This window comes from Ruegeria sediminis, from assembly GCF_005938215.1.
Lineage (GTDB): Bacteria > Pseudomonadota > Alphaproteobacteria > Rhodobacterales > Rhodobacteraceae > Ruegeria > Ruegeria sediminis.
In genome coordinates, this window is the sequence record NZ_VCPD01000001.1 from 188,064 (window position 1) to 207,832 (window position 19,769).

General features: G+C 63.1%; 18 protein-coding genes. 7 read left to right on the top strand and 11 right to left on the bottom strand.

All coding sequences use genetic code 11. The features are described from left to right. Positions 1–83 precede the first annotated feature (83 nt). Positions 84–1,097, top strand: coding sequence for a hypothetical protein (locus FGK63_RS00960; protein WP_138839730.1), 1,014 nt, complete (start codon positions 84–86; stop codon positions 1,095–1,097). 24 nt (positions 1,098–1,121) lie between these two features. On the opposite strand, the gene upp is transcribed toward FGK63_RS00960, so the two are convergent. The 6 genes from upp to FGK63_RS00990 all read right to left on the bottom strand — a co-directional run bounded on the left by upp (position 1,122) and on the right by FGK63_RS00990 (position 6,839). After that, positions 1,122–1,754, bottom strand: a complete 633-nt coding sequence (gene upp, locus FGK63_RS00965; RefSeq protein WP_138839731.1) for a uracil phosphoribosyltransferase — start codon at positions 1,752–1,754, stop codon at positions 1,122–1,124. Continuing rightward, positions 1,751–2,737 (bottom strand): adenosine deaminase, encoded by a 987-nt coding sequence (locus FGK63_RS00970; protein WP_138839732.1) that lies wholly within the window; start codon positions 2,735–2,737, stop codon positions 1,751–1,753. The genes upp and FGK63_RS00970 overlap by 4 nt, the downstream gene beginning before the upstream one ends. Continuing rightward, a complete protein-coding gene (locus FGK63_RS00975) occupies positions 2,734–3,945 on the bottom strand; it encodes a phosphopentomutase (protein ID WP_138839733.1) in 1,212 nt (403 codons plus the stop codon). The genes FGK63_RS00970 and FGK63_RS00975 overlap by 4 nt, the downstream gene beginning before the upstream one ends. Next, entirely contained in the window at positions 3,942–5,249 is a 1,308-nt protein-coding gene (locus FGK63_RS00980) for a thymidine phosphorylase (protein ID WP_138839734.1), read from the bottom strand. The genes FGK63_RS00975 and FGK63_RS00980 overlap by 4 nt, the downstream gene beginning before the upstream one ends. Before the next feature lie 4 nt (positions 5,250–5,253). Beyond that, complete coding sequence (locus FGK63_RS00985) at positions 5,254–5,646, bottom strand: cytidine deaminase (protein WP_138839735.1); 393 nt, start codon at positions 5,644–5,646, stop codon at positions 5,254–5,256. Positions 5,647–5,753: 107 nt separating this feature from the next. Further along, positions 5,754–6,839 carry a cupin domain-containing protein gene (locus FGK63_RS00990; protein ID WP_138839736.1) on the bottom strand — a complete coding sequence of 362 codons (1,086 nt, stop codon included), beginning with the start codon at positions 6,837–6,839 and terminating at the stop codon, positions 5,754–5,756. 143 nt (positions 6,840–6,982) lie between these two features. On the opposite strand from FGK63_RS00990, the gene FGK63_RS00995 reads away from it, so the two are divergent. From FGK63_RS00995 to prpE, 3 genes are all read left to right on the top strand, one after another. Next, positions 6,983–9,256: an NADP-dependent malic enzyme gene (locus tag FGK63_RS00995; protein ID WP_138839737.1), complete on the top strand. Its 2,274-nt coding sequence runs from the start codon at positions 6,983–6,985 to the stop codon at positions 9,254–9,256. A 42-nt stretch (positions 9,257–9,298) separates the two neighbouring features. Next, a complete protein-coding gene (locus FGK63_RS01000; RefSeq protein WP_138839738.1) occupies positions 9,299–9,688 on the top strand; it encodes a GFA family protein in 390 nt (129 codons plus the stop codon). Between the two features lie 231 nt (positions 9,689–9,919). Then, positions 9,920–11,809: a propionate-CoA ligase PrpE gene (prpE, locus tag FGK63_RS01005; RefSeq protein ID WP_138839739.1), complete on the top strand. Its 1,890-nt coding sequence runs from the start codon at positions 9,920–9,922 to the stop codon at positions 11,807–11,809. A gap of 36 nt (positions 11,810–11,845) precedes the next feature. On the opposite strand, the gene FGK63_RS01010 is transcribed toward prpE, so the two are convergent. Then, positions 11,846–12,655, bottom strand: a complete 810-nt coding sequence (locus FGK63_RS01010; protein ID WP_138839740.1) for a class I SAM-dependent methyltransferase — start codon at positions 12,653–12,655, stop codon at positions 11,846–11,848. Positions 12,656–12,822: 167 nt separating this feature from the next. On the opposite strand from FGK63_RS01010, the gene FGK63_RS01015 reads away from it, so the two are divergent. Then, positions 12,823–14,265: an amidase family protein gene (locus FGK63_RS01015; protein WP_138839741.1), complete on the top strand. Its 1,443-nt coding sequence runs from the start codon at positions 12,823–12,825 to the stop codon at positions 14,263–14,265. A 268-nt stretch (positions 14,266–14,533) separates the two neighbouring features. Here FGK63_RS01015 and FGK63_RS01020 read toward each other — a convergent pair whose 3' ends face one another. After that, positions 14,534–15,295, bottom strand: a complete 762-nt coding sequence (locus FGK63_RS01020) for an NAD kinase (protein ID WP_138839742.1) — start codon at positions 15,293–15,295, stop codon at positions 14,534–14,536. A 167-nt stretch (positions 15,296–15,462) separates the two neighbouring features. Here FGK63_RS01020 and glyA point away from each other — a divergent pair, with 167 nt between their 5' ends. Continuing rightward, positions 15,463–16,758: a serine hydroxymethyltransferase gene (gene glyA / locus FGK63_RS01025; protein ID WP_138839743.1), complete on the top strand. Its 1,296-nt coding sequence runs from the start codon at positions 15,463–15,465 to the stop codon at positions 16,756–16,758. Between the two features lie 49 nt (positions 16,759–16,807). Here glyA and FGK63_RS01030 read toward each other — a convergent pair whose 3' ends face one another. Next, positions 16,808–17,182 carry a hypothetical protein gene (locus FGK63_RS01030; RefSeq protein WP_138839744.1) on the bottom strand — a complete coding sequence of 125 codons (375 nt, stop codon included), beginning with the start codon at positions 17,180–17,182 and terminating at the stop codon, positions 16,808–16,810. A 91-nt stretch (positions 17,183–17,273) separates the two neighbouring features. On the opposite strand from FGK63_RS01030, the gene FGK63_RS01035 reads away from it, so the two are divergent. After that, positions 17,274–18,032: an alpha/beta fold hydrolase gene (locus FGK63_RS01035; RefSeq protein ID WP_138840420.1), complete on the top strand. Its 759-nt coding sequence runs from the start codon at positions 17,274–17,276 to the stop codon at positions 18,030–18,032. 18 nt (positions 18,033–18,050) lie between these two features. On the opposite strand, the gene FGK63_RS01040 is transcribed toward FGK63_RS01035, so the two are convergent. Next, positions 18,051–18,443, bottom strand: a complete 393-nt coding sequence (locus FGK63_RS01040; RefSeq protein ID WP_138839745.1) for a rhodanese-like domain-containing protein — start codon at positions 18,441–18,443, stop codon at positions 18,051–18,053. Positions 18,444–18,772: 329 nt separating this feature from the next. After that, on the bottom strand, positions 18,773–19,762 hold the full coding sequence (locus FGK63_RS01045) for a helix-turn-helix domain-containing protein (protein WP_246043884.1): 990 nt from the start codon (positions 19,760–19,762) through the stop codon (positions 18,773–18,775). Positions 19,763–19,769 lie beyond the last annotated feature (7 nt).

The window sequence follows — 19,769 nt, forward strand, 5'->3', positions numbered from 1 at the left end:
AAACCGGGTGTTCTACCCGTTTGCCGTGGCTGAATTCTCCATGTTAGTCTGTGGGAAAAGAAAGACGAGCAGATTTCAACCGCATGACGGCCCTGAAGCAATATGAACGGATCGAAGCTACCGGTCTGTGGCGCTCTTCGCCAGAAGAACAGCGGCGTGAGGTCGTGGTGTCGATCGGTGAAGCGACGCTGACCATATCGGATTTCAATGACCGTGCGCTGACGCACTGGTCGCTGGCGGCTTTGGAACGTCAGAACCCCGGAGAGTATCCCGCGATCTTCAATCCGGACGGCGATCCCGGCGAGACGCTGGAGCTGGCCGAGACGGAAACCACGATGCTCGAGGCAATCGACCGTCTGCAGCGAGCCATCGAACGTTCGCGCCCGCATCCGGGCCGCCTGCGCTGGCTCAGCGTCGCCGGGGTCGTGGCGGCGGTCGCCGCCCTGATGATCTTCTGGCTGCCCGGTGCGCTGCAACGTCATGTCGTCGCGGTCGTGCCCGCGATCAAACGGCTGGATATCGGCAATGCCATCCTGCGCCGGATCGAGAGGGTTTCGGGGCGGAGCTGCACGTCCGAGGACGCGCAGCCGGTTCTGGACCGCCTCGCGCAGCGGACGGGAGTGCGCAAGATCGTCATATTGCCTGCCGGCGTCGCCGACAGCCTGATCCTGCCCGGCAGGATCGTTCTGCTGAACCGCACGCTGATCGAAGACCACGAAGACCCGGCGGTTGCAGCCGGATTTGTGCTCGCCGAACGCGCTCGCGCGCAGAGCAAAGACCCTCTGGCGGCTCTTCTGGACCGGGCCGGGCCGTCGGCGTCATTCCGATTGCTGACGACCGGGGAATTGACCAAGGAGACCATGGACCAGTACGGGGAGCGGATCATGGCGGAACCCCGGCCAGAGATCGACGATCAGGACTTGCTTGCCGTCTTTGGTCAGGCCGCCCTGCCCTCGACACCCTACGCCTACGCGATCGACATAACCGGCGAATCCACCATTGGCCTGATCGAGGCGGACCCGATGGCGGGACGAGAGTTGGAGCAGATTCTGCCGGACCGCGACTGGGTGGTCCTGCAAAGCATCTGCGGCGGGTAGATGAAAAGCGGGCCGTTCTACGGCCTACTTGGTTCCGAACATCCGGTCGCCCGCATCGCCCAGACCGGGCATGATGTACCCTTTGGAGTTCAACTCGCGGTCCAGTGCCGCGGTCACGATGTGAACATCCGGATGCGCCTCTTTCATGCGGGCGACGCCCTCGGGCGCGGCAAGCAGGCATAGGAACCGTATGTCGTTGGCCCCGGCCTTTTTCAGCAGATCGACCGCCGCGGCCGAGCTGTTGCCGGTCGCCAGCATCGGGTCCACGACGATCACCAGGCGGTCGTCCAGCCCTTCGGGCACCTTGAAGTAATATTGCACGGGTTTCAGCGTCTCTTCGTCGCGGTAAAGCCCGACGAAGCCCACGCGGGCCGAGGGAACCAGTTCCAGGACTCCGTCCAGCATCCCGTTCCCGGCGCGCAGGATCGACACCAGTGCCAGTTTCTTGCCAGCCAGGATGGGCGCTTCCATCTCTTCCATCGGAGTTTCGATGGCGCGGGTCGTCAGCGGCATTTCACGCGTGATCTCATAGGCCAACAGCAGCGTGATCTCGCGCAAGAGCTGACGGAATGAGGCGGTCGAGGTCCCCTTGTCCCGCATGAGCGTCAGTTTGTGCTGTACCAGCGGATGATCGACGACGGTCAGGTGTTCGCTCATGTTCTCTCCAGTCTCTTCTTGGCCCGCGCCCGGGTGTCTTCGTCGCAAAAGGCCGCGTTCAAAGCGGTTTCGTTGATCGCGGCGAAATCCTCGGCCTGCCAGCCGAATGCCTTGTGAAGCATCTCATATTCGCGCCGCAACGTGGTATGAAAAAAAGGCGGGTCGTCGGTGGAAACCGTGACGCCTACGCCGGAATCGCGCAGCTTTGCAATTGGATGCTCGGCGAAACCCGGAAACAGCCCCAGGGCCACGTTGGAGCCCGGGCAAACCTCAAGCGTGATGCCCCGGTCCACCAGTTCGTGCACCAGATCGGGATCCTCGATCGCGCGGACGCCGTGACCGATGCGTTCAACACCCAAAGCGCGCACCGCTTCGCGAACGCTGTCGGGACCGCCAAATTCGCCCGCATGGGTGGTCAGGCGCAACCCTGCCTCGCGCGCGCAGTCGAAGGACCAGGCAAAATCCGCCTGCCGCCCGACGGTTTCATTGCCGCCCATGCCGAACCCGGTGATCCAGTCACCCGCGGTCTCGGCCGCGCAGCGGGCCGCGTCCTTGGCCCGTTCCGGCCCAAAATGGCGGACGCAGGTGACGACACCGCGCAGTGTGATGTCGAATTTCCGCTCGGCTTCGTCAGCGGCATCCCGGATGGCGTTCACATAGTCGCGCCAAGCCTGTACGTCACCGCCGCCGCAGAAATCCGGGCTGAGGAAGGTTTCGGAATAGACGACGCCGTTTTCAGCGCTTTCTTCCAGGATCGCAAGCGTCAGACGGCGGAAATCTTCGGGGCTTTTCAGCACTTCGCAGGCGGCTTCGTAGACCTTCAGGAAATGCGCGAAATCGCGAAAATCATAGGTGCCGTCCGGTTTGAAGATGCCGCTCAGGTCTACACGCTTCTCATGCGCCAGTTGCCGGATGAAGGCGGGCGGCGCTGCGCCTTCGTGATGCAGGTGCAATTCGATCTTTGGCAGGTCGGCGACGCTCACAGAAAACTCCTCCCCGGCCCCTGCGACGGAACGCCGAGGTGGTGCGCGATGCTGGCGGCGACGTCGGCGTAGTTCACTCGCCCGATTTCGCCGGCGCCGGTTCCAGCGATCAGGACCGGGGCCTGTTCGCGTGTGTGATCGGTGCCGCGCCAGGACGGATCATTGCCGTGATCGGCCGTCAGCAACAACAAATCCCCCGGCCGCAGCTTCTTCAGGATCTCGCCGATTTCGCGGTCGAACCATTCCAGCGCACGGGCATAGCCGCTGATGTCGCGGCGGTGCCCGAAGTTGGTGTCGAACTCGACGAAATTGGCAAAGATCAGACTGCCATCCCCGGCCCCATCCACCAGCGCCGACAAGTGCCGCATCAATTCGGCGTCCGAGCCCTTGCTGAGCGTATCGATACCCTGCATCGAGAATATGTCGCCGATCTTGCCGATCGCGTGCACCCGCCCGCCCGCATCCTGAACCCAGTTGGTCAGAACCGGCGCGGGCGGCAGGATGGCGAAATCCTTGCGGTTCGTGGTGCGCGTGAACCCCCGTTCCGGCGATCCTACGAATGGGCGCGCGATCACCCGTCCCACTTTCATCCCGTGCAGTCGGGGGGCAAGCGCCTTGCACATGGCGAGCAGGCGGTCGAGGCCAAAACTCTCTTCATGCGCGGCGATCTGGAAAACGCTGTCGGCGGATGTGTAACAGATGGGCCAGCCGGTGCTCATGTGTTCGGCGCCCAGCCTTTCGATGATGGCCGTTCCCGGTGCGTGACAATTTCCCAGAATGCCTTCGGTTCCGGCGGCCTCAGCGGCGGCACGGCTCAGGTCATCGGGGAAGGCCGGGACGGTGTCGGGGAAATAGTGCCAGTCCCAAGGCACCGGCAGCCCCGCCAGTTCCCAATGTCCCGAGGGCGTATCCTTGCCGCGCGAATGCTCGCGCGCGCAGCCCCAAAGGCCGGTCGGCGTGGCCTCCAGCCCCGGTGTGTCATCGCCCGAGGCCAATCGTACCGCAGCGCCCAAACCCAGACCGTCGAGCACCGGCAGGTTCAGCGGACCCGACCTGCCCTCCTCGGCTTGGCCATCGGCGCAGGCTTGCGCGATATGGGCGACGGTGTTGGCCCCGGTATCGGGAAGATCGCCGTTGAAGAACAGGTCGGCGTCCGGGGCGCCACCGATCCCGACCGAGTCCATCACCACAAGAAACGCGCGCTTCACTGGCTTATCCTCTCGTGAACCAGGTCCGGAGCCGCGACCGGCTTGGGCCCGATCCGGATCGCCCCACGCACCGCCGCAGCCGCGCGCCGCGCCGCGTCTTCGCGGCTGGCGTGAATGACCGCAAGCGGCGTGCCCTTGGACACTTTCTCGCCAATACGCACGATGCCCGACAGGCCAACGGCCGGATCGATCACGTCGCTTTCGACCTGGCGCCCGCCACCCAGTTCCACGACGGTCAGTCCCAACGCCTCTCCGTCGATTTCGGTCACGTAGCCGGCGCGCTGCGCGGTCACTTCCTGGATCACGTTGGCCTCTGGCAGGAACCGTGCCCAGGTTTCGACGAAATGCACAGGCCCGCCGACCGCCGCCATCATTCGCCCGAACCGCTCGGCCACGCGGCCGTCGCGGATCACCTCCATGATCTTCGCGCGCCCTGCTTTGGCGTCTTGGGCAATGCCGGCGTCCGTGAGCAATACGCCGCCAAGCTCGGCGGTTATTTCAACCAGTGGAGTATCCGCCTCGCCCGTCAGCACCTTCATCACCTCGGCCACTTCCAGCGCATTGCCCAAGGCGGGCGCCAATGGCTGGTTCATGTCGGTGATCACGGCGGAGGTCCGGCACCCGGCGGCGTTGGCGGTTTCGGTCAACGCAGTCGCCAGCTTGCGGGCATCCTCGATCGTCTTCATGAAAGCGCCGCTGCCGACCTTGACGTCCAGCACCAGCGCATCCGGGCTTGCCGCCAGTTTCTTTGAAAGGATCGACGCGGTGATCAGATCAAGGCTTTCGACGGTCGCCGTCACGTCCCTGATCGCATAAAGCCGCTTGTCGGCCGGCGCGATCTGCGCCGTAGCCCCGACGATCGCCGCCCCGGTGTCGCGCAGGATCTCTGTCAACCGGTCCTGCCCCACCTGCGTCGTGACGCCGGGGATGGACTCGAGCTTGTCCAGCGTGCCGCCTGTGTGCCCAAGCCCCCGGCCCGAGATCATCGGCACATACGCCCCGCATTCCGCCAGGGCCGGAGCCAGCACCAGGCTGACGCAATCCCCGACGCCTCCGGTCGAGTGCTTGTCGATCACCGGGCCGTCCAGATCCCAGGTCAGGACGTCGCCGCTGTCGCGCATCGCCAGCGTCAGCGCCGCGCGACCTTCGGCGCCGAGGCTGCCCATGCAGACCGCCATGGCGAATGCCCCGGCCTGCGCGTCGCTCACCCCGCCATCCGCCAGGCCCTGGGCGAACCATACCAGTTCGTCCGAGGACGGCGCCTCGTGGCGGCGCAGCTTCGCGATGATCGAGCGGGCGTCCATCGGTTCAGCGGCCTTCGATATGCGAGGTGTCGAAAGCGCCCGGCAGGAGTTCCGCGATGGTCATCCGCCGTTCGACGCCCTTCACATTGGCCATCGTCACCACAACGTCACCGTTGCCGAATTCCGCCAGCTTCTGCCGGCAGCCGCCACATGGGGTCACGGGCTCGGGGCAGTCGGCGACCACATAGACTTCGGTCAACACGGTCTCGCCGGCCGCCACCATGGCCGCAATCGCCCCGGCTTCGGCACAAGTTCCTTCCGGGTAGGCGACGTTTTCCACGTTGCATCCAGCATGGATGGCACCCGAGGCCGACCTGATCGCCGCACCTACCTTGAAGTTCGAATAGGGTGCGTGGGCATTTTCACGAACTTTCAGAGCGGCGTCTTTGAGTTCCATGGCGATTCCCCGTTTTTTATCATCTGGTCAGAAAGCCATACCCTAATTGAAATCGCCGGGGGAGTTGAAGCCCCCGGATTTTTTGTGGTTCCGCGGCGGCAGGCCGCTCAGCCCGGTCTGGTTTCGAACACGCCCGGCAAGGTCACTTCCAGCAGCTCCACGTCCTCAGAGGGATCGCCCAGGCGGGTGCGCATTCCCGGCGGGATCACGAAGGCGTCGCCCTGCTCCAACCGGTATGGATCGCGGCCTTCGCCCTCCAGCGTCACCGCGCCACTCATGACAAACGTGAAGTGGATGTCGGCGTCATGCGCGGCCCAGACCGGATCGCCCTGCCCCCGGCGCACGACCTGTACTCCGGCGACTCCCTTGGTGTTTTCGGCGATGGTGGTGTCCCGGCAGACATAGCCCGGCAGGCGGAACGGGTTCCATTCGGCGTCTTTGGCGCGATTGTAGACGAACCTCTGCCCCTGCCATTCGCGCGCAGGGCGATAGTTGGGCGTGGGCAAGTCCATTTCATGGTCGATCTCGGTCACGTGCTCTGCGGGCACCCCGATCTCGATGACCTGCACATTGTCGGACGCCTCCAGGACCCGATGGCGGATTTCCGGCGGTTGGATGAAGCAATCGCCGGCAGTCAGCCGCATCTTGTCGCCCTGGTCCTCATAGACCACATCGACCCAGCCATGAATGCAGAAGATCAGTTGGAACCCGACCTTGTGAAAATGCACCATGTCGGGCACCGGCCCGCCGTCGGGTATACGGATGTGGCTGGCGATGATCGAACCGCCGAGGCGCGATGGCACCAGGTCGCGGTAATGCATCCCGGCCCGGCCGATGATCCATGGGGCCTGGTCCTTGAGGCGGCGCACCACGAAGGAATGCACCGTCTCCGGTATCACCATCGGCGGGTTGCGTTCCTCGATCTCGACGCAGGTGCCGTTCGGGGCCACAAGACTGCGCCGGCCACCTGCGAAGCCGTCAGGATCCTCGGTCAGGATGCGGATCGTGCCCGGCGGTTCGGGCGCGTCCCTGTCCAACCGCACTCGCAAGCCATGACCGGAAAACACCGCCGTGCGCGGATCGTCCGCAGGATAGATCATGTCCATCCGCATCCCCAGAACCTTGGTGAAGAACGGGATGTCGTCGCGCAGCTCGCTGGTGGGCAGGCGCACTTCGGCGATGGTGTCGGTCATGGTAATCTCCTCTGATCCGGACAGTGGCCGCGGGGTCTGCGATTTGCAAGAAGCCGCCTGCGACCCTGTGGCCCGAAATCGTCTGTTTCCCCAGCGTCAAATATAGTTTAATGCTAAACTAAATATTTCAGGGAAGATCCGACATGTCCGAACCACACAACCTGCGCCAGGCAGCCCTCGACTATCACGAGTTTCCGAAACCCGGGAAACTGGAGATCCGGGCGACCAAGCCGATGGCCAACGGGCGCGACCTTGCGCGGGCCTATTCCCCGGGTGTGGCCGAGGCCTGCATCGACATCAAGGACGATGCCGCCAACGCGGAACGTTACACGGCGCGCGGCAACCTGGTGGCGGTGGTCTCCAACGGAACGGCGGTTCTGGGCCTGGGCAACATCGGTGCGCTGGCCTCGAAACCTGTGATGGAAGGCAAGGCGGTCCTCTTCAAGAAATTCGCGGGCATCGACTGTTTCGATCTGGAAGTGGACGAACCCGATCCCGAAAAGCTCGCAGAAATCGTCTGCGCGCTGGAACCTACCTTTGGCGCCATCAACCTTGAGGACATCAAGGCGCCCGATTGCTTCATCGTCGAAAAGATCTGCCGCGAGCGGATGAACATTCCCGTCTTCCACGACGACCAGCACGGAACGGCCATCGTGGTCGGGGCGGCGGCCAAGAACGCGCTGCACGTGGCGGGCAAGCGGTTCGAGGAAATCAAGATCGTCTCGACTGGCGGTGGCGCCGCCGGGATCGCCTGTCTGAACATGCTGGTCAAGCTGGGGGTCCGGCGCGAGAACATCTGGCTGTGCGACATACACGGACTGGTCTATTCCGGCCGCAAGGAGGACATGAACCCGCACAAGGACTCGTTTGCGCAGAACACCGACCTGCGCACGCTGGATCAGGTGATCGACGGTGCGGATTTGTTCCTGGGACTCAGTGGACCCAACGTGCTCAAACCCGAAATGGTCGAAAAGATGTCCGACCGCCCGATCATCTTCGCCCTTGCCAACCCGACACCCGAAATCCAGCCCGCCGTCGCGCGTGAGGTTGCTCCGGATGCGATCATCGCCACCGGCCGCAGCGATTTTCCCAACCAGGTCAACAACGTGCTGTGTTTTCCGTTCATCTTCCGCGGCGCGCTCGACGTGGGTGCGACCGAAATCAACGACGCAATGCAGATCGCCTGCGTCGACGGCATCGCCGACCTGGCCCGCGCCACCACGAGCGCCGAGGCGGCCGCGGCCTACAAGGGCGAACAATTGAATTTCGGCGCCGACTACCTGATCCCCAAGCCTTTCGATCCGCGACTGGTCGGCGTGGTTTCGTCCTCGGTCGCCAAGGCCGCGATGCAAAGCGGGGTAGCGCGACGGCCCATCGAAGATCTGGAAGCCTACAAGGAAAAGCTGAACCAGACCGTGTTCAAATCGGCCCTCCTCATGCGGCCCGTGTTCGAGGCCGCCTCGGCAGCGTCGCGCCGGATCGTTTTTGCTGAAGGCGAGGACGAACGGGTTCTGCGCGCGGCGCAGGCCATTCTCGAGGAAACCACCGAAACGCCCATCCTGATCGGCCGTCCCGACGTGATCGAAAGCCGCTGCGAGCGCATCGGCCTTGCTGTCCGTCCCGGCCGTGATATCCAGATCGTGAACCCGGAGAATGACCCGCGATATTACGACTACTGGAACTCCTACCATCAGATCATGGAGAGGCGCGGCGTCACGCCCGACCTCGCCAAGGCGATCATGCGCACCAACACCACCGCCATCGGCGCGATCATGGTGCATCGGGGCGAAGCCGACAGCATGATCTGCGGCACGTTCGGCGAGTACCGCTGGCACTTGAACTATGTCGAGCAGGTTCTCAACGACGGCGACCTGCGCCCGCACGGCGCCCTGTCGCTGATGATCCTGGAAGACGGCCCCCTGTTCATCGCCGACACACATGTGCGGCAGCTGCCCGATCCCGGCGAACTGGCCGAAATCACGCTGGGTGCGGCGCGGCACGTGCGCCGCTTCGGTCTGGAGCCCAAGATCGCCTTTTGCTCGCAGTCGCAATTCGGCAACCAGACCGAAGGCTCGGGCAATCGCCTGCGAGAGGCGATCAGGATTCTGGACAGCAAACCGCGCGATTTCACCTATGAGGGCGAAATGAACCTGGATACCGCGCTGGACCCGGAGTTGCGGCAACGTATTTTCCCCAATTCGCGGCTTGAAGGCGCGGCCAACGTGTTGATCTTCGCCCATGCCGACGCGGCCAGCGGGGTTCGAAACGTCCTGAAGATGAAGGCAAACGGGATCGAGGTCGGGCCGATCCTGATGGGCATGGGCAACAAGGCGCATATCGTGACGCCGGCGATCACGGCGCGCGGGTTGCTGAACATGGCCGCCATTGCCGGAACGCCGGTCGCGCATTACGGTTGACCCGGCGGCCGTATTGCTGGCCGTCCACCGAGGGAGGCTGGAATGAAGGGGCATTGCCACTGTGGGGCGGTCAGATGGGAAAGCGATGGCGAAGTGGCCTGGAGCTGCTATTGCCATTGCGCCGATTGCCGCCGGATATGCGCGTCACCCGTCACGGCGTTTTTCGGATTGCCGCATGACGCAGTCAACTGGTCTGGCGACGCACCACGCGTCTACAACTCGTCCGAAGGTGTTGAACGGCTGTTCTGCGGCGTATGTGGAACGCAGATGGCCTACCGCCGTGACGGGGACAAGGTGAACATCCACCTCCATACCGCGACGCTGGAAAACCCGGACGACCTGGCGCCCCGGTTCCATGTGTTCCATTCCGAGCATCTGCATTGGCTCAACATCGAGGACAGGCTGCCGCGTTACGCGAAGACGACCGGATAGGAATCGATTCCCGGGCGCCCCGGATTTGCAGGAACTTGATTTGCAGATTTGCAAATCCACTCGCAGTTTCCGGGCTCGTGCGGATTTGCGCTCGATTTGCAAAACTTTGCAGAAGATATCCGCCTAATCTGCAAATATTTCGCGATAAACTGACGCGCCGTAATTCGCGGCGCTTGCCCGGTGCGTCTCGGACGCCTAACAACTCTCCAAGCCGAACGTGAGGAGGACGCCATGGCATATCAGGACGTTTACGAGAGCTGGAAAAGCGATCCCGAGGCCTTCTGGATGGAAGCCGCCAAGGGCATCGATTGGGACGAGGCTCCGACCAAGGCGCTCTTCGACGACAACGCGCCGCTATATGAGTGGTTCTCGGATGCGAAGGTCAACACATGCTGGAACGCCGTGGACCGCCATGTCGAGAACGGGCGTGGCGAGCAGACCGCGATCATCTACGACAGCCCGATCACCCATACCAAGCGCGAGATTTCCTATGTGGAACTGCGCAACCGGGTCGCCACCCTGGCCGGCGCCCTGCGTGCCAAGGGTGTGGAAAAGGGCGACCGCGTCATCATCTACATGCCGATGATCCCAGAGGCGTTGGAGGCAATGCTGGCCTGCGCGCGCCTGGGCGCGGTGCATTCCGTGGTGTTCGGCGGCTTTGCAGCGAACGAACTGGCGGTCCGGATCGACGACGCCAAGCCGAAAGCGATCATCGCCGCGTCCTGCGGGATGGAGCCCGGCCGGGTCGTTCACTACAAGCCTCTTCTCGACGGCGCCATCGACATGGCCCAGCACAAACCCGACTTCTGCGTCATCTTTCAACGCGAGCAGGAAGTGGCAAAGCTGGTCGAGGGCCGCGACTTCAACTGGCACGGCTTCCAATACGGCGTCGAACCGGCGGAATGCGTGCCGGTGGCTGGCAATGACCCTGCGTATATCCTCTACACGTCCGGAACCACCGGCGCGCCCAAGGGCGTCGTCCGCGCCACCGCCGGTCATCTGGTGGCGCTGAACTGGTCGATGAAGAACCTCTACAACGTCGATCCCGGCGACGTGTTCTGGGCGGCTTCGGATGTCGGCTGGGTCGTGGGACATTCCTACATCTGCTATGGCCCGCTGATCCACGGCAACACGACGATCGTGTTCGAGGGCAAGCCCGTGGGCACCCCCGATGCCGGCACCTTCTGGCGCGTGATCTCGGAACACAAGGTCAGAAGCTTCTTCACCGCCCCGACCGCCATCCGCGCCGTCAAGCGCGAGGACCCAAAGGGCGAGATGCTGGCGAAATACGACCTGTCCTGTCTCAAGGCGCTTTACCTGGCAGGCGAACGCGCCGATCCGGATACGATCGTCTGGGCGCAGAAGGCACTGAAAGTGCCGGTGATCGACCACTGGTGGCAAACTGAAACCGGCTGGGCCATAGCAGGCAACCCGCTGGGGATCGAGGAACTGCCCGTCAAGCTCGGCTCGCCGGGCAAGCCGATGCCCGGCTACGACGTGCAGATCCTGGACGAAGGCGGGCAACCGATGAAACCCGGTGAACTGGGCGCTATCGCGGTGAAGCTGCCCTTGCCGCCGGGCACGCTGCCGAACCTGTGGAACGCCGAAGCACGGTTCAGGAAATCCTATCTTCAGCAGTTTCCCGGTTACTACGAAACCGGCGATGCCGGCATGATCGACGAGGACGGATACCTCTATATCATGGCCCGCACCGACGACGTCATCAACGTCGCTGGCCACCGCCTGTCCACTGGTGCGATGGAAGAGGTTCTCGCTGCCCATCCGGACGTGGCGGAATGCGCGGTGATCGGGGTGTCGGACCAACTCAAAGGCCAGATGCCCGTGGGCTTCCTGTGCCTGAATGCCGGTTCCGACCGAAACAACGGTGAAGTCGTCCAGGAAGTGGTCAAGATGGTACGCGACAAGATCGGACCCGTCGCGGCCTTCAAACAGGCCGTCGTGGTGGACCGCCTTCCCAAGACGCGTTCAGGCAAGATCCTGCGGGGCACCATGGTTTCGATCGCGGACGGGAAAGAATACAAGCTGCCCGCCACCATCGACGATCCCGCCATTCTGGACGAGATCAAGGTTGCGCTGCAATCCATCGGCTACGCGCAGTGAAACAGGAAGGCCCGCCGCCGGTGCGGGCCGTCATTCTCAGCTGGCGGTGATCACGAAACCTTGGATCTTGGCGGATACTTCGCCTTCGCCATACCGGTCGCGGATTTCCTCGGTTGCGGCTCCGATGATCCGGTTCAGCATCTTTTCCCCGTGCGGCGCCAACTCACCATAAAGCGGCGTTCCGCGCACATAGGCAATCGCCGGGTGCGAAGGGTCGGCAGCAGTGCTGACACCCGAGACGGTTTCGATCTCGATGTGGCGGAAGCCCGCCTTTTCAAGTTCGGCCCGGATGCGTTCCGGATTGCCGTGCCCGTGAGGCGTTCGGGCCAGGAAATTCGCGTGCGCCTCGGGCAGCAACGTCCGGGCCACATGGGTCACGATGTCCGCGAACTCGTTCTGGGCGATGGTGTCCCAGACGTTGAAAAGAAACCTGCCGCCGGGGCGCAGCACACGCCGCGCCTCGGAATAGCCCGTGACCCGGTCGGGAAAGAACATCACCCCGAACTGGCAGCAAACCGCGTCAAAGCTCTGATCCTCGAAGGGCAAGTGCAGCGCATCGGCCGGCAGCCACTCGACCGGCGGATCGGTCGGCTGCCGCGATTTCGCCCGTTCGAGCATCGGAGGGTTCAGATCCGTGACGCAGTACCGGGCTCCCTGCGGCAGGAGTGGCGCCAGGGCACGGGTGACGACCCCGCTTCCCGCCGCCGTTTCCAGAACATCCTTGACCGGTTCGGCAACGACCCGACGCGCCAGATCCCGTGCATATGATTCAAAGATCAGTGGGACCAGGTATTCATCGTAGTAGTCGGGAATGCTTCCGGCAAAAACCTTGTCATTCTCGCTCATCCCCTCCTCCCCTTGCGACTCCACGAACGAAGTATACCGCAATTCGGCCCAAGTGTCGGGACGTTCGTCGAAGGCCGCACGACCCTGCGTCAAGTTGCTCCGTCTGCCGGATCTGCATCTTGGCAATTGCAACTCCGACGCCCTAGGCTTGCCGCAGGAGACCCCGCATGACCGACAGCAACATCTGGCGTCTGAGCGCCACCGAAATCGTGACCCGCACCAAGAGCGGCGCCCTGACAGCGGAAGACGCCGTGGCGGCGGCCGTGAACCGGATGGAAAAGGCGAACCCCGCCCTGAACGCGATTGTGGACAGTTGTGCGGTTGAAGCCCTGGAACGGGCCCGCGCGCTGGACAAGGCCCGGAACACGGGCGAGCCGTGCGGGCCGCTGCATGGGGTTCCGGTCACCATCAAGGTGAACGTCGATCAGAAGGGACATGCCACGACGAATGGCGTTGTTGCGCTGAAGGACATGATCGCACCCGGCGATGCGCCGGTCGTCGCGAACCTGCAAAAGGCCGGCGCCGTCGTGATCGGTCGCACCAACACGCCGGAATTTTCGTTTCGTGCGGATACGGACAACCTTCTCTACGGACGGACTCACAACCCCTGGGGCAAGCACATCTCGCCCGGCGGATCCTCTGGCGGGGCGGGCGCCGCCGTGATGGCCGGGATCGGCGCCCTCGCCCATGGCAACGACATCGGCGGCAGCCTGCGGTTCCCGGCGGCTGCGAACGGGGCGGTCACGGTCAAGCCCGGCCTTGGCCGCGTTCCGGCGTGGAACCCGAGCCAGAAGGCCGAGCGCGGACTGCTGGCGCAGTCCATGTCGGTGCAGGGTTTGATCACGCGCACGGCCGAAGATCTGCACCTGTCGATGCCAAGCATGATCTCACCAGACCCACGCGACCCTTTCCATGTTCCGCTGTCTTGGCGCGGCGTCCCGGTCGACGGGCCAATCAGGGTAGCATTCACCAAGAACACCTTCGGCTACGAATTGCACCCCGAGGTCGAGGCGGCGCTCGATACAGCCCGCGATGCGCTGGTCGAGGCGGGTTATCAGGTCGAAAATGCCGAACCGCCGGACGTGTTCGAATGCGGGCGCATCGGCTACCGCGCCTTGATGGGCGAGGTCTGGACCCTCATGAAAGCGGATATCGACGCCCACGGCTCGCAGACCATTCGGGACATCTTTGAAGTCTATTTTCAGGAATTCCCTCCGTTCACCGGGGACGATCTGGTGCGGATGATGGCCAAGCGCAGCCACTATGCGCGCGAATGGTCGCTCTTCACCGAGGATTACCCGCTGGTCCTGACCCCGTTCCTGCCGCAGCCCTTCTTCAAACCCGACCGCGATACCGAAGGGGCCGAGGGGGTGCACGAGGTTCTGGGCTGCGCCGTCTATTCCTACACCATGAACTTTGTCGGCCTGCCTGCCGCATGCGTCCCGGCCCGCGTGGCCCCGCTGCCGCAAGGACCGCAACCCATCAACGTCCAGATCGTCGCACGACGCTGGCGCGAGGATCTGGCGGTGGACGCCGCCGCGGCCATTGAAGCGCGCGTCGGACGGATGTGCGAAACGCTCTGGCGGCTCATGGATGGGCAGGAACCCTGACGGGAAAAGCAATCGACCCCGGGTCTTTGCAGCTGATCTGCACCCCGGGGCCTGTCCTGCTAAAATATTCCCGGATAGTGATGACGAGCGCGGAGAACTCCGCCCACGCCAGCGCGAAAACTGCGCAACCATCTTGATAACGTCGCTTGGTGGCCACTCACTTCCACCGGGACGTTTCATCCGGGCAGGTTCAGGTTATTGCGATTTCCATGACGCGACTGTGATCTTCTTCACAGATCCGGGATATTCCTCGCGCAGTTCGTCGAAATCATGTGAATTGCTCAGAAATCAGGCGCTCTTCCAGCCCGTGGCCCGGGTCGAACAGGATCCGGTGCTGGATTGTCGGTTCGGACCGGATTTCGACCCAATCGATGTCGGTGATCGAAATCGAATCGGCGTCGGCCATGACCGGGCGTTTGTCGGATTCCATCACGTCGAACCGCACATGCGCCGTCTTCGGCAGCAAGGCCCCGCGCCACCGTCTCGGACGGAAGGCTGCAATCGCGGTCAGCGCCAGAACGTCCGACCCGATCGGAAGGATTGGGCCGTGGGCCGAGTAATTGTAGGCCGTCGAGCCCGCGGGCGTTGACAGAAGCGCCCCGTCGCAGACCAGTTCGGCCAGCCTGAGCCGTCCGTCGACCGTGATCTTGAGACGGGCTGCCTGCGGGCCGGCCCGAAGCAGCGAAACCTCGTTGATCGCCAGGGCTTCGTGCACCTTTCCCGACTGGTCCATCGCCGTCATCGCCAGTGGGTTGATGATCTCTTCCTCGGCTGCGGCGAGACGGTCCAGCAGATCGGTTTCGCTGTATTCGTTCATCAGAAACCCGATCGTGCCGCGGTTCATGCCGTAGACCGGAACGCTCAGGTGTTGGGTGCTGTGCAGCGTGCGCAGCATGAACCCGTCTCCGCCCAACGCGACGATCGCGTCGGCGTCCCGCGGCGCAACATTGCCGTAGCGTCCGACCAACGCGGCCCGGGCCGTCTGCGCCACCGGCGCGTCGCTGGCCAAAAAAGCGATTCTCTTGCTCATGTTTTCGGGTTTCCGGTGCTGCGCATTTGGTTCCGAAACAAACATACCTTTCCCCGTTAGGCCAGACTTGACGCCGCAGCGGGCCAATTCGTCGCTTTAAAGCCTTTTGCGCGGGCATGGTTTCCTATAGGAAATCCGCCAAAGTCACCCAGCCATGCGGAGCCCCCATGAACGCCAATCTTCGTGATACCGGTTTCTTCACCCAGTCCCTCGCGGACCGGGACCCCGAACTCTACAGCTCGATCACGTCCGAGCTTGGGCGTCAGCGCGACGAGATCGAACTGATCGCTTCGGAAAACATCGTCTCGGCCGCCGTGATGGAGGCGCAGGGTTCGGTGATGACCAACAAATACGCCGAGGGTTACCCCGGCCGCCGCTACTATGGCGGGTGCCAGTTCGTGGACATCGCCGAGAATCTGGCGATCGACCGCGCCAAGCAACTGTTTGGCTGCGAATTCGCCAACGTGCAGCCCAACTCGGGCTCGCAGGCCAACCAGGGTGTCATGCAGGCGCTCATCCAGCCCGGCGACACCATCCTGGGCATGAGCCTCGACGCGGGCGGCCACCTGACCCACGGCGCCGCCCCCAACCAGTCGGGCAAGTGGTTCAAGGCCGTACAATACGGCGTCCGGAAGGAAGACAACCTGATTGACTACGATCAGATCGAGGCCTTGGCGAAGGAACATCAACCCAAGCTGATCATCGCGGGCGGCTCGGCGATCCCGCGCGTCATCGACTTTGCCCGGATGCGCGAAATCGCGGACATGGTCGGCGCCTACCTGCATGTGGACATGGCTCATATCGCCGGCCTGGTCGCGGCGGGCGCGCATCCTTCTCCCTTCCCGCACGCACATGTGGCCACGACCACGACGCACAAGACCTTGCGCGGCCCGCGCGGCGGCATGATCCTGACCAATGACGAAGCCATCGCGAAAAAGATCAACTCGGCGATCTTTCCGGGCATCCAGGGTGGGCCGTTGATGCACGTGATCGCAGCCAAGGCCGTCGCCTTCGGCGAGGCGCTGCGTCCCGAGTTCAAGACCTACATCAACAACGTGGTCAACAACGCCAAGGCGCTGAGCGATCAGCTGATCAAGGGCGGCCTGGATACCGTGACCCACGGCACCGACACGCATGTGGTTCTGGTCGACCTGCGCCCCAAAGGCGTCAAGGGCAACGAGACTGAAAAGGCGCTTGGCCGCGCGCATATCACCTGCAACAAGAACGGCGTCCCGTTCGATCCGGAAAAACCGACGGTTACCAGCGGCATCCGCCTGGGCTCGCCCGCCGGCACCACGCGCGGCTTCGGCGAGACCGAGTTCCGCCAGATCGCGGACTGGATCATCGAAGTCGTTGACGGTCTCGCCGCCAATGGTGAGGACGGCAACGGCGCGGTCGAGGACAAGGTCAAGGCAGAAGTCGCGGAACTCTGCGCACGCTTCCCGATCTATCCCAATCTCTGATCGAACCCGCCAATCGTACGGAAAACGGCGCCCTCGCGGCGCCGTTTTTTTAGATCAGACCGCGCCACCTGAGCAGCACGAAGATAAGAACCAGCAGCAGCAGGATGTTGAACGCCATGCCGCCCAGCATCCCAAGGAACCATCCGCGCCTCCGGTCCGCCAGATCGATCGCACGCAGATGCGTCTGCACCTCATGCGCCGCGTCGTTGAGTTGCGGCGTGTTGAGCGTCAGCCGCAGCTTGGGATGCTGCGCCATGGGTTCGGCCCGGGCCAGTTGCATCGCATGGGCGTAGATCCGGCGCGGTAGGCGGTGCTTGGCCCGCCGCAACGACGCCGCCAGGGTCTTTCCCCTTACGCCCAGTTTTTTCCTCAGCAAAGCGATCGTCGCCGCGATCTGATCCTGGATGACGGTGTCTTCCGACATGTGCAGCCTCCTGAAGGGGCATGATATCCGCGCACTTGCGGGGTCACAATGGGGGCTGGCGGTTCCCCGCGCGGGCAGGTATCACCACGTCATGCTCAACACGATCGTTCACGGCGAACCGACCGATACGCCTCCGCTCATCATTGCTCACGGCTTGTACGGCTCGGCGCGAAACTGGGGCGTCATCGCAAAGCGCCTGTCCGACGAACGGCAGGTCGTCGCGGTCGACATGCGCAATCATGCCCACAGCCCTTGGTCGGAAAGGCACGACTATCCAGACCTGGCGGCGGATCTTGCCGAAGTCATCGAGAGCATTGGCCAGCCCGCGGACGTGGTCGGCCATTCGATGGGCGGCAAGGCCGCCATGACGCTGGCCCTGCAGCACGGGGGATTGGTGCGCAAACTGGTGGTCGCCGACATCGCACCGGTCGCCTACGGTCACAGCCAGATGCCCTACATCGACGCCATGCGCGCCGTTGACATGTCACGAGTCGAGCGCCGCCCTGACGTGGAACAGCAGCTTGCGGATATGGGCGTCGAGAGAACCCTGCAAAGTTTTTTTACCCAGTCCTTCGACGTTCCGACCAAGCGGTGGCGGCTGAACCTCGACGGGCTGGCCGCGGAGATGCCCAAGATCATGGGCTTCCCCGAGTTCGACGCATCCTGGTCCGGTCCGGCCCTTTTCCTATCCGGGGCCGCGTCCGACTACGTCAAACCCGAACACCGCGACAAGATCCGCACGCTGTTTCCCAATGCGCGTTTCGCCAAGATTCCCGGAGCGGGACATTGGCTGCATTCCGAGAAACCACGGGAATTCGAAGCGGCCGTCCGGGCCTTTCTGAACGCCTGAACCGACCGGCCGCTTGGGTCACATGCTTGTGTCAACGGGTTCGACTATCTCGCCGCCGCCCTTGTGCCAATCGCTCAGGCCGCCGAGATTGTAGACTTGGGAATAGCCCATGTCCTTGAGCAGCTTGCCTGCCAGCGCCGCACGGCCGCCCGAGGCGCAATGCAGGACGATCGGGCGATCCTTGCGAAGCTCGGGGTCATGAAACTGCGTCGTGGGGTCTGCGCGGAATTCCAGCATCCCACGGGGGATGTGATGCGACCCGGCGGCGCGGCCGGCGCGTTCGAGTTCGGGAACGTCCCTGACATCCAGCAGCAATCCGCCTTGGGCCATAAGTTCCTGCGCTTTCGCTGCGTCGATGCGTTCGACCACGGCGTTCGCGGCTTCCATCATGTCCTTGACCGTCAGCGGCATTTGCAGCTCTCCCTGATTGTGATGATCGAAGCCCAATATTCACATTCTTGAAGGTTTTGGGAAAGCCCTTCCGCGTTTCATTGCCTCCGAAAACGGGTCTTGGACCGTGCAAAAACGACCCGAATGCAATCACCTTCGGGCGATTGCCAGAGAATGGCGGGTGGGGAAAACACTTTGGCCAAATCGAAAAAGCGGCTGGCGCCTTTCGTCAATACATCTGCAACGTCCACTCACGGGACAGGCCGGGGCGAGGCGCGTGCGCCGATGACCCCCGGCCACCCTTTGAAAAAACCTCCTCCGCTTCCTGCGACGGCCGCAAGCCATGTGGCTCAGGTTTCGCCCTGGCGTGCCGCGCTGTCTCGGAACACCTTGGGCGGTTGCCCCGTCCATCGCTTGAAAGCCGTCGAAAAAGCCGCTTGATCCGAGTAGCCCAGCGTAAACGAAATTTCGGACAGGTTCATGCCGTTCTTGATGAAGGTCCGCGCCAGATCACATCGCAGGTCGTCCACGATATCGCGGTAGTTAACCCCTTCGTCCCTGAGCCTGCGCGCGAAGGTTCGGGAGCTCATGCCAAGGCTGGCGGCGGCCTCGTCCGCAGGAATGACGCGGCCCGGCATGGACGAGACGATCAACCCTTCGACCTTGGCCCTCAGCGCCAGCGGCTGTGATCGCCGGTCCGCCAGGAGCCGTTCGCCATACTCCACAAGGTGCTCTTGGAGCCTTGCATCATAGGTGGGAATCGGCATCGCAAGAGTCGAATGGGACAGGATGATCTCCATCTTCTCCGCTCCGAAAACCACCGGAAAACCCGCGAGTTTCCTGAACTTGTCCGCAGCTTGCCCGACCTCATGCTGCAAGCGCATCTCGATCGGAAAGAAATCCGACTGGCAGATTGTCCGCGCCCGCGCAAGGCTACCGAAGAACAGGAACTCGGTCCGCCTGTGATACCGCGCAAAACTCGCATCCTTCCATTCGGCTTCGAACGTGGCGAAATTGCCCGAGATGCGCAGACTGAAGGCAATCGCCGGATCTATGATGTCGTGGAACCGCGACGTGTTTTCGAGTACTTCGCGCAGATCGCGCGAGTACTTGTTGATGTAAGCGGTCAAACTCGATGAGTGCTTGAACGCCAAACCAGCCCTGGCGCCAAAGGTGATGTCCTTTAGCGCGTCGCAGGCCCCACGAACAAACAACGCCTCTTTCCTTGCGCTGAAAAGCTTGGCCGGTGGCGCGATATCCTGTTCGGACAAGTCGCAAACTTTCAGAACCCGCGCGACAACCTCGGGACTGCCGCCCGATTTCTCGAGGAAGCTCGTCAAGTGCCTT

Coding starts and splice junctions, on each gene's coding strand:
- FGK63_RS00995 (WP_138839737.1), top strand. CDS start 6,983: ATGTCCGAACCACACAACCTGCGCCAGGCAGCCCTCGACTATCACGAG.
- FGK63_RS01040 (WP_138839745.1), bottom strand. CDS start 18,443: ATGCCGCTGACGGTCAAGGACATGATGGAAGCCGCGAACGCCGTGGTC.
- FGK63_RS00990 (WP_138839736.1), bottom strand. CDS start 6,839: ATGACCGACACCATCGCCGAAGTGCGCCTGCCCACCAGCGAGCTGCGC.
- FGK63_RS01030 (WP_138839744.1), bottom strand. CDS start 17,182: ATGTCGGAAGACACCGTCATCCAGGATCAGATCGCGGCGACGATCGCT.
- upp (WP_138839731.1), bottom strand. CDS start 1,754: ATGAGCGAACACCTGACCGTCGTCGATCATCCGCTGGTACAGCACAAA.
- FGK63_RS01035 (WP_138840420.1), top strand. CDS start 17,274: ATGCTCAACACGATCGTTCACGGCGAACCGACCGATACGCCTCCGCTC.
- FGK63_RS01020 (WP_138839742.1), bottom strand. CDS start 15,295: ATGAGCAAGAGAATCGCTTTTTTGGCCAGCGACGCGCCGGTGGCGCAG.
- FGK63_RS00980 (WP_138839734.1), bottom strand. CDS start 5,249: ATGGACGCCCGCTCGATCATCGCGAAGCTGCGCCGCCACGAGGCGCCG.
- glyA (WP_138839743.1), top strand. CDS start 15,463: ATGAACGCCAATCTTCGTGATACCGGTTTCTTCACCCAGTCCCTCGCG.
- FGK63_RS01010 (WP_138839740.1), bottom strand. CDS start 12,655: ATGAGCGAGAATGACAAGGTTTTTGCCGGAAGCATTCCCGACTACTAC.
- FGK63_RS01015 (WP_138839741.1), top strand. CDS start 12,823: ATGACCGACAGCAACATCTGGCGTCTGAGCGCCACCGAAATCGTGACC.
- FGK63_RS01000 (WP_138839738.1), top strand. CDS start 9,299: ATGAAGGGGCATTGCCACTGTGGGGCGGTCAGATGGGAAAGCGATGGC.
- FGK63_RS00960 (WP_138839730.1), top strand. CDS start 84: ATGACGGCCCTGAAGCAATATGAACGGATCGAAGCTACCGGTCTGTGG.
- FGK63_RS00985 (WP_138839735.1), bottom strand. CDS start 5,646: ATGGAACTCAAAGACGCCGCTCTGAAAGTTCGTGAAAATGCCCACGCA.
- prpE (WP_138839739.1), top strand. CDS start 9,920: ATGGCATATCAGGACGTTTACGAGAGCTGGAAAAGCGATCCCGAGGCC.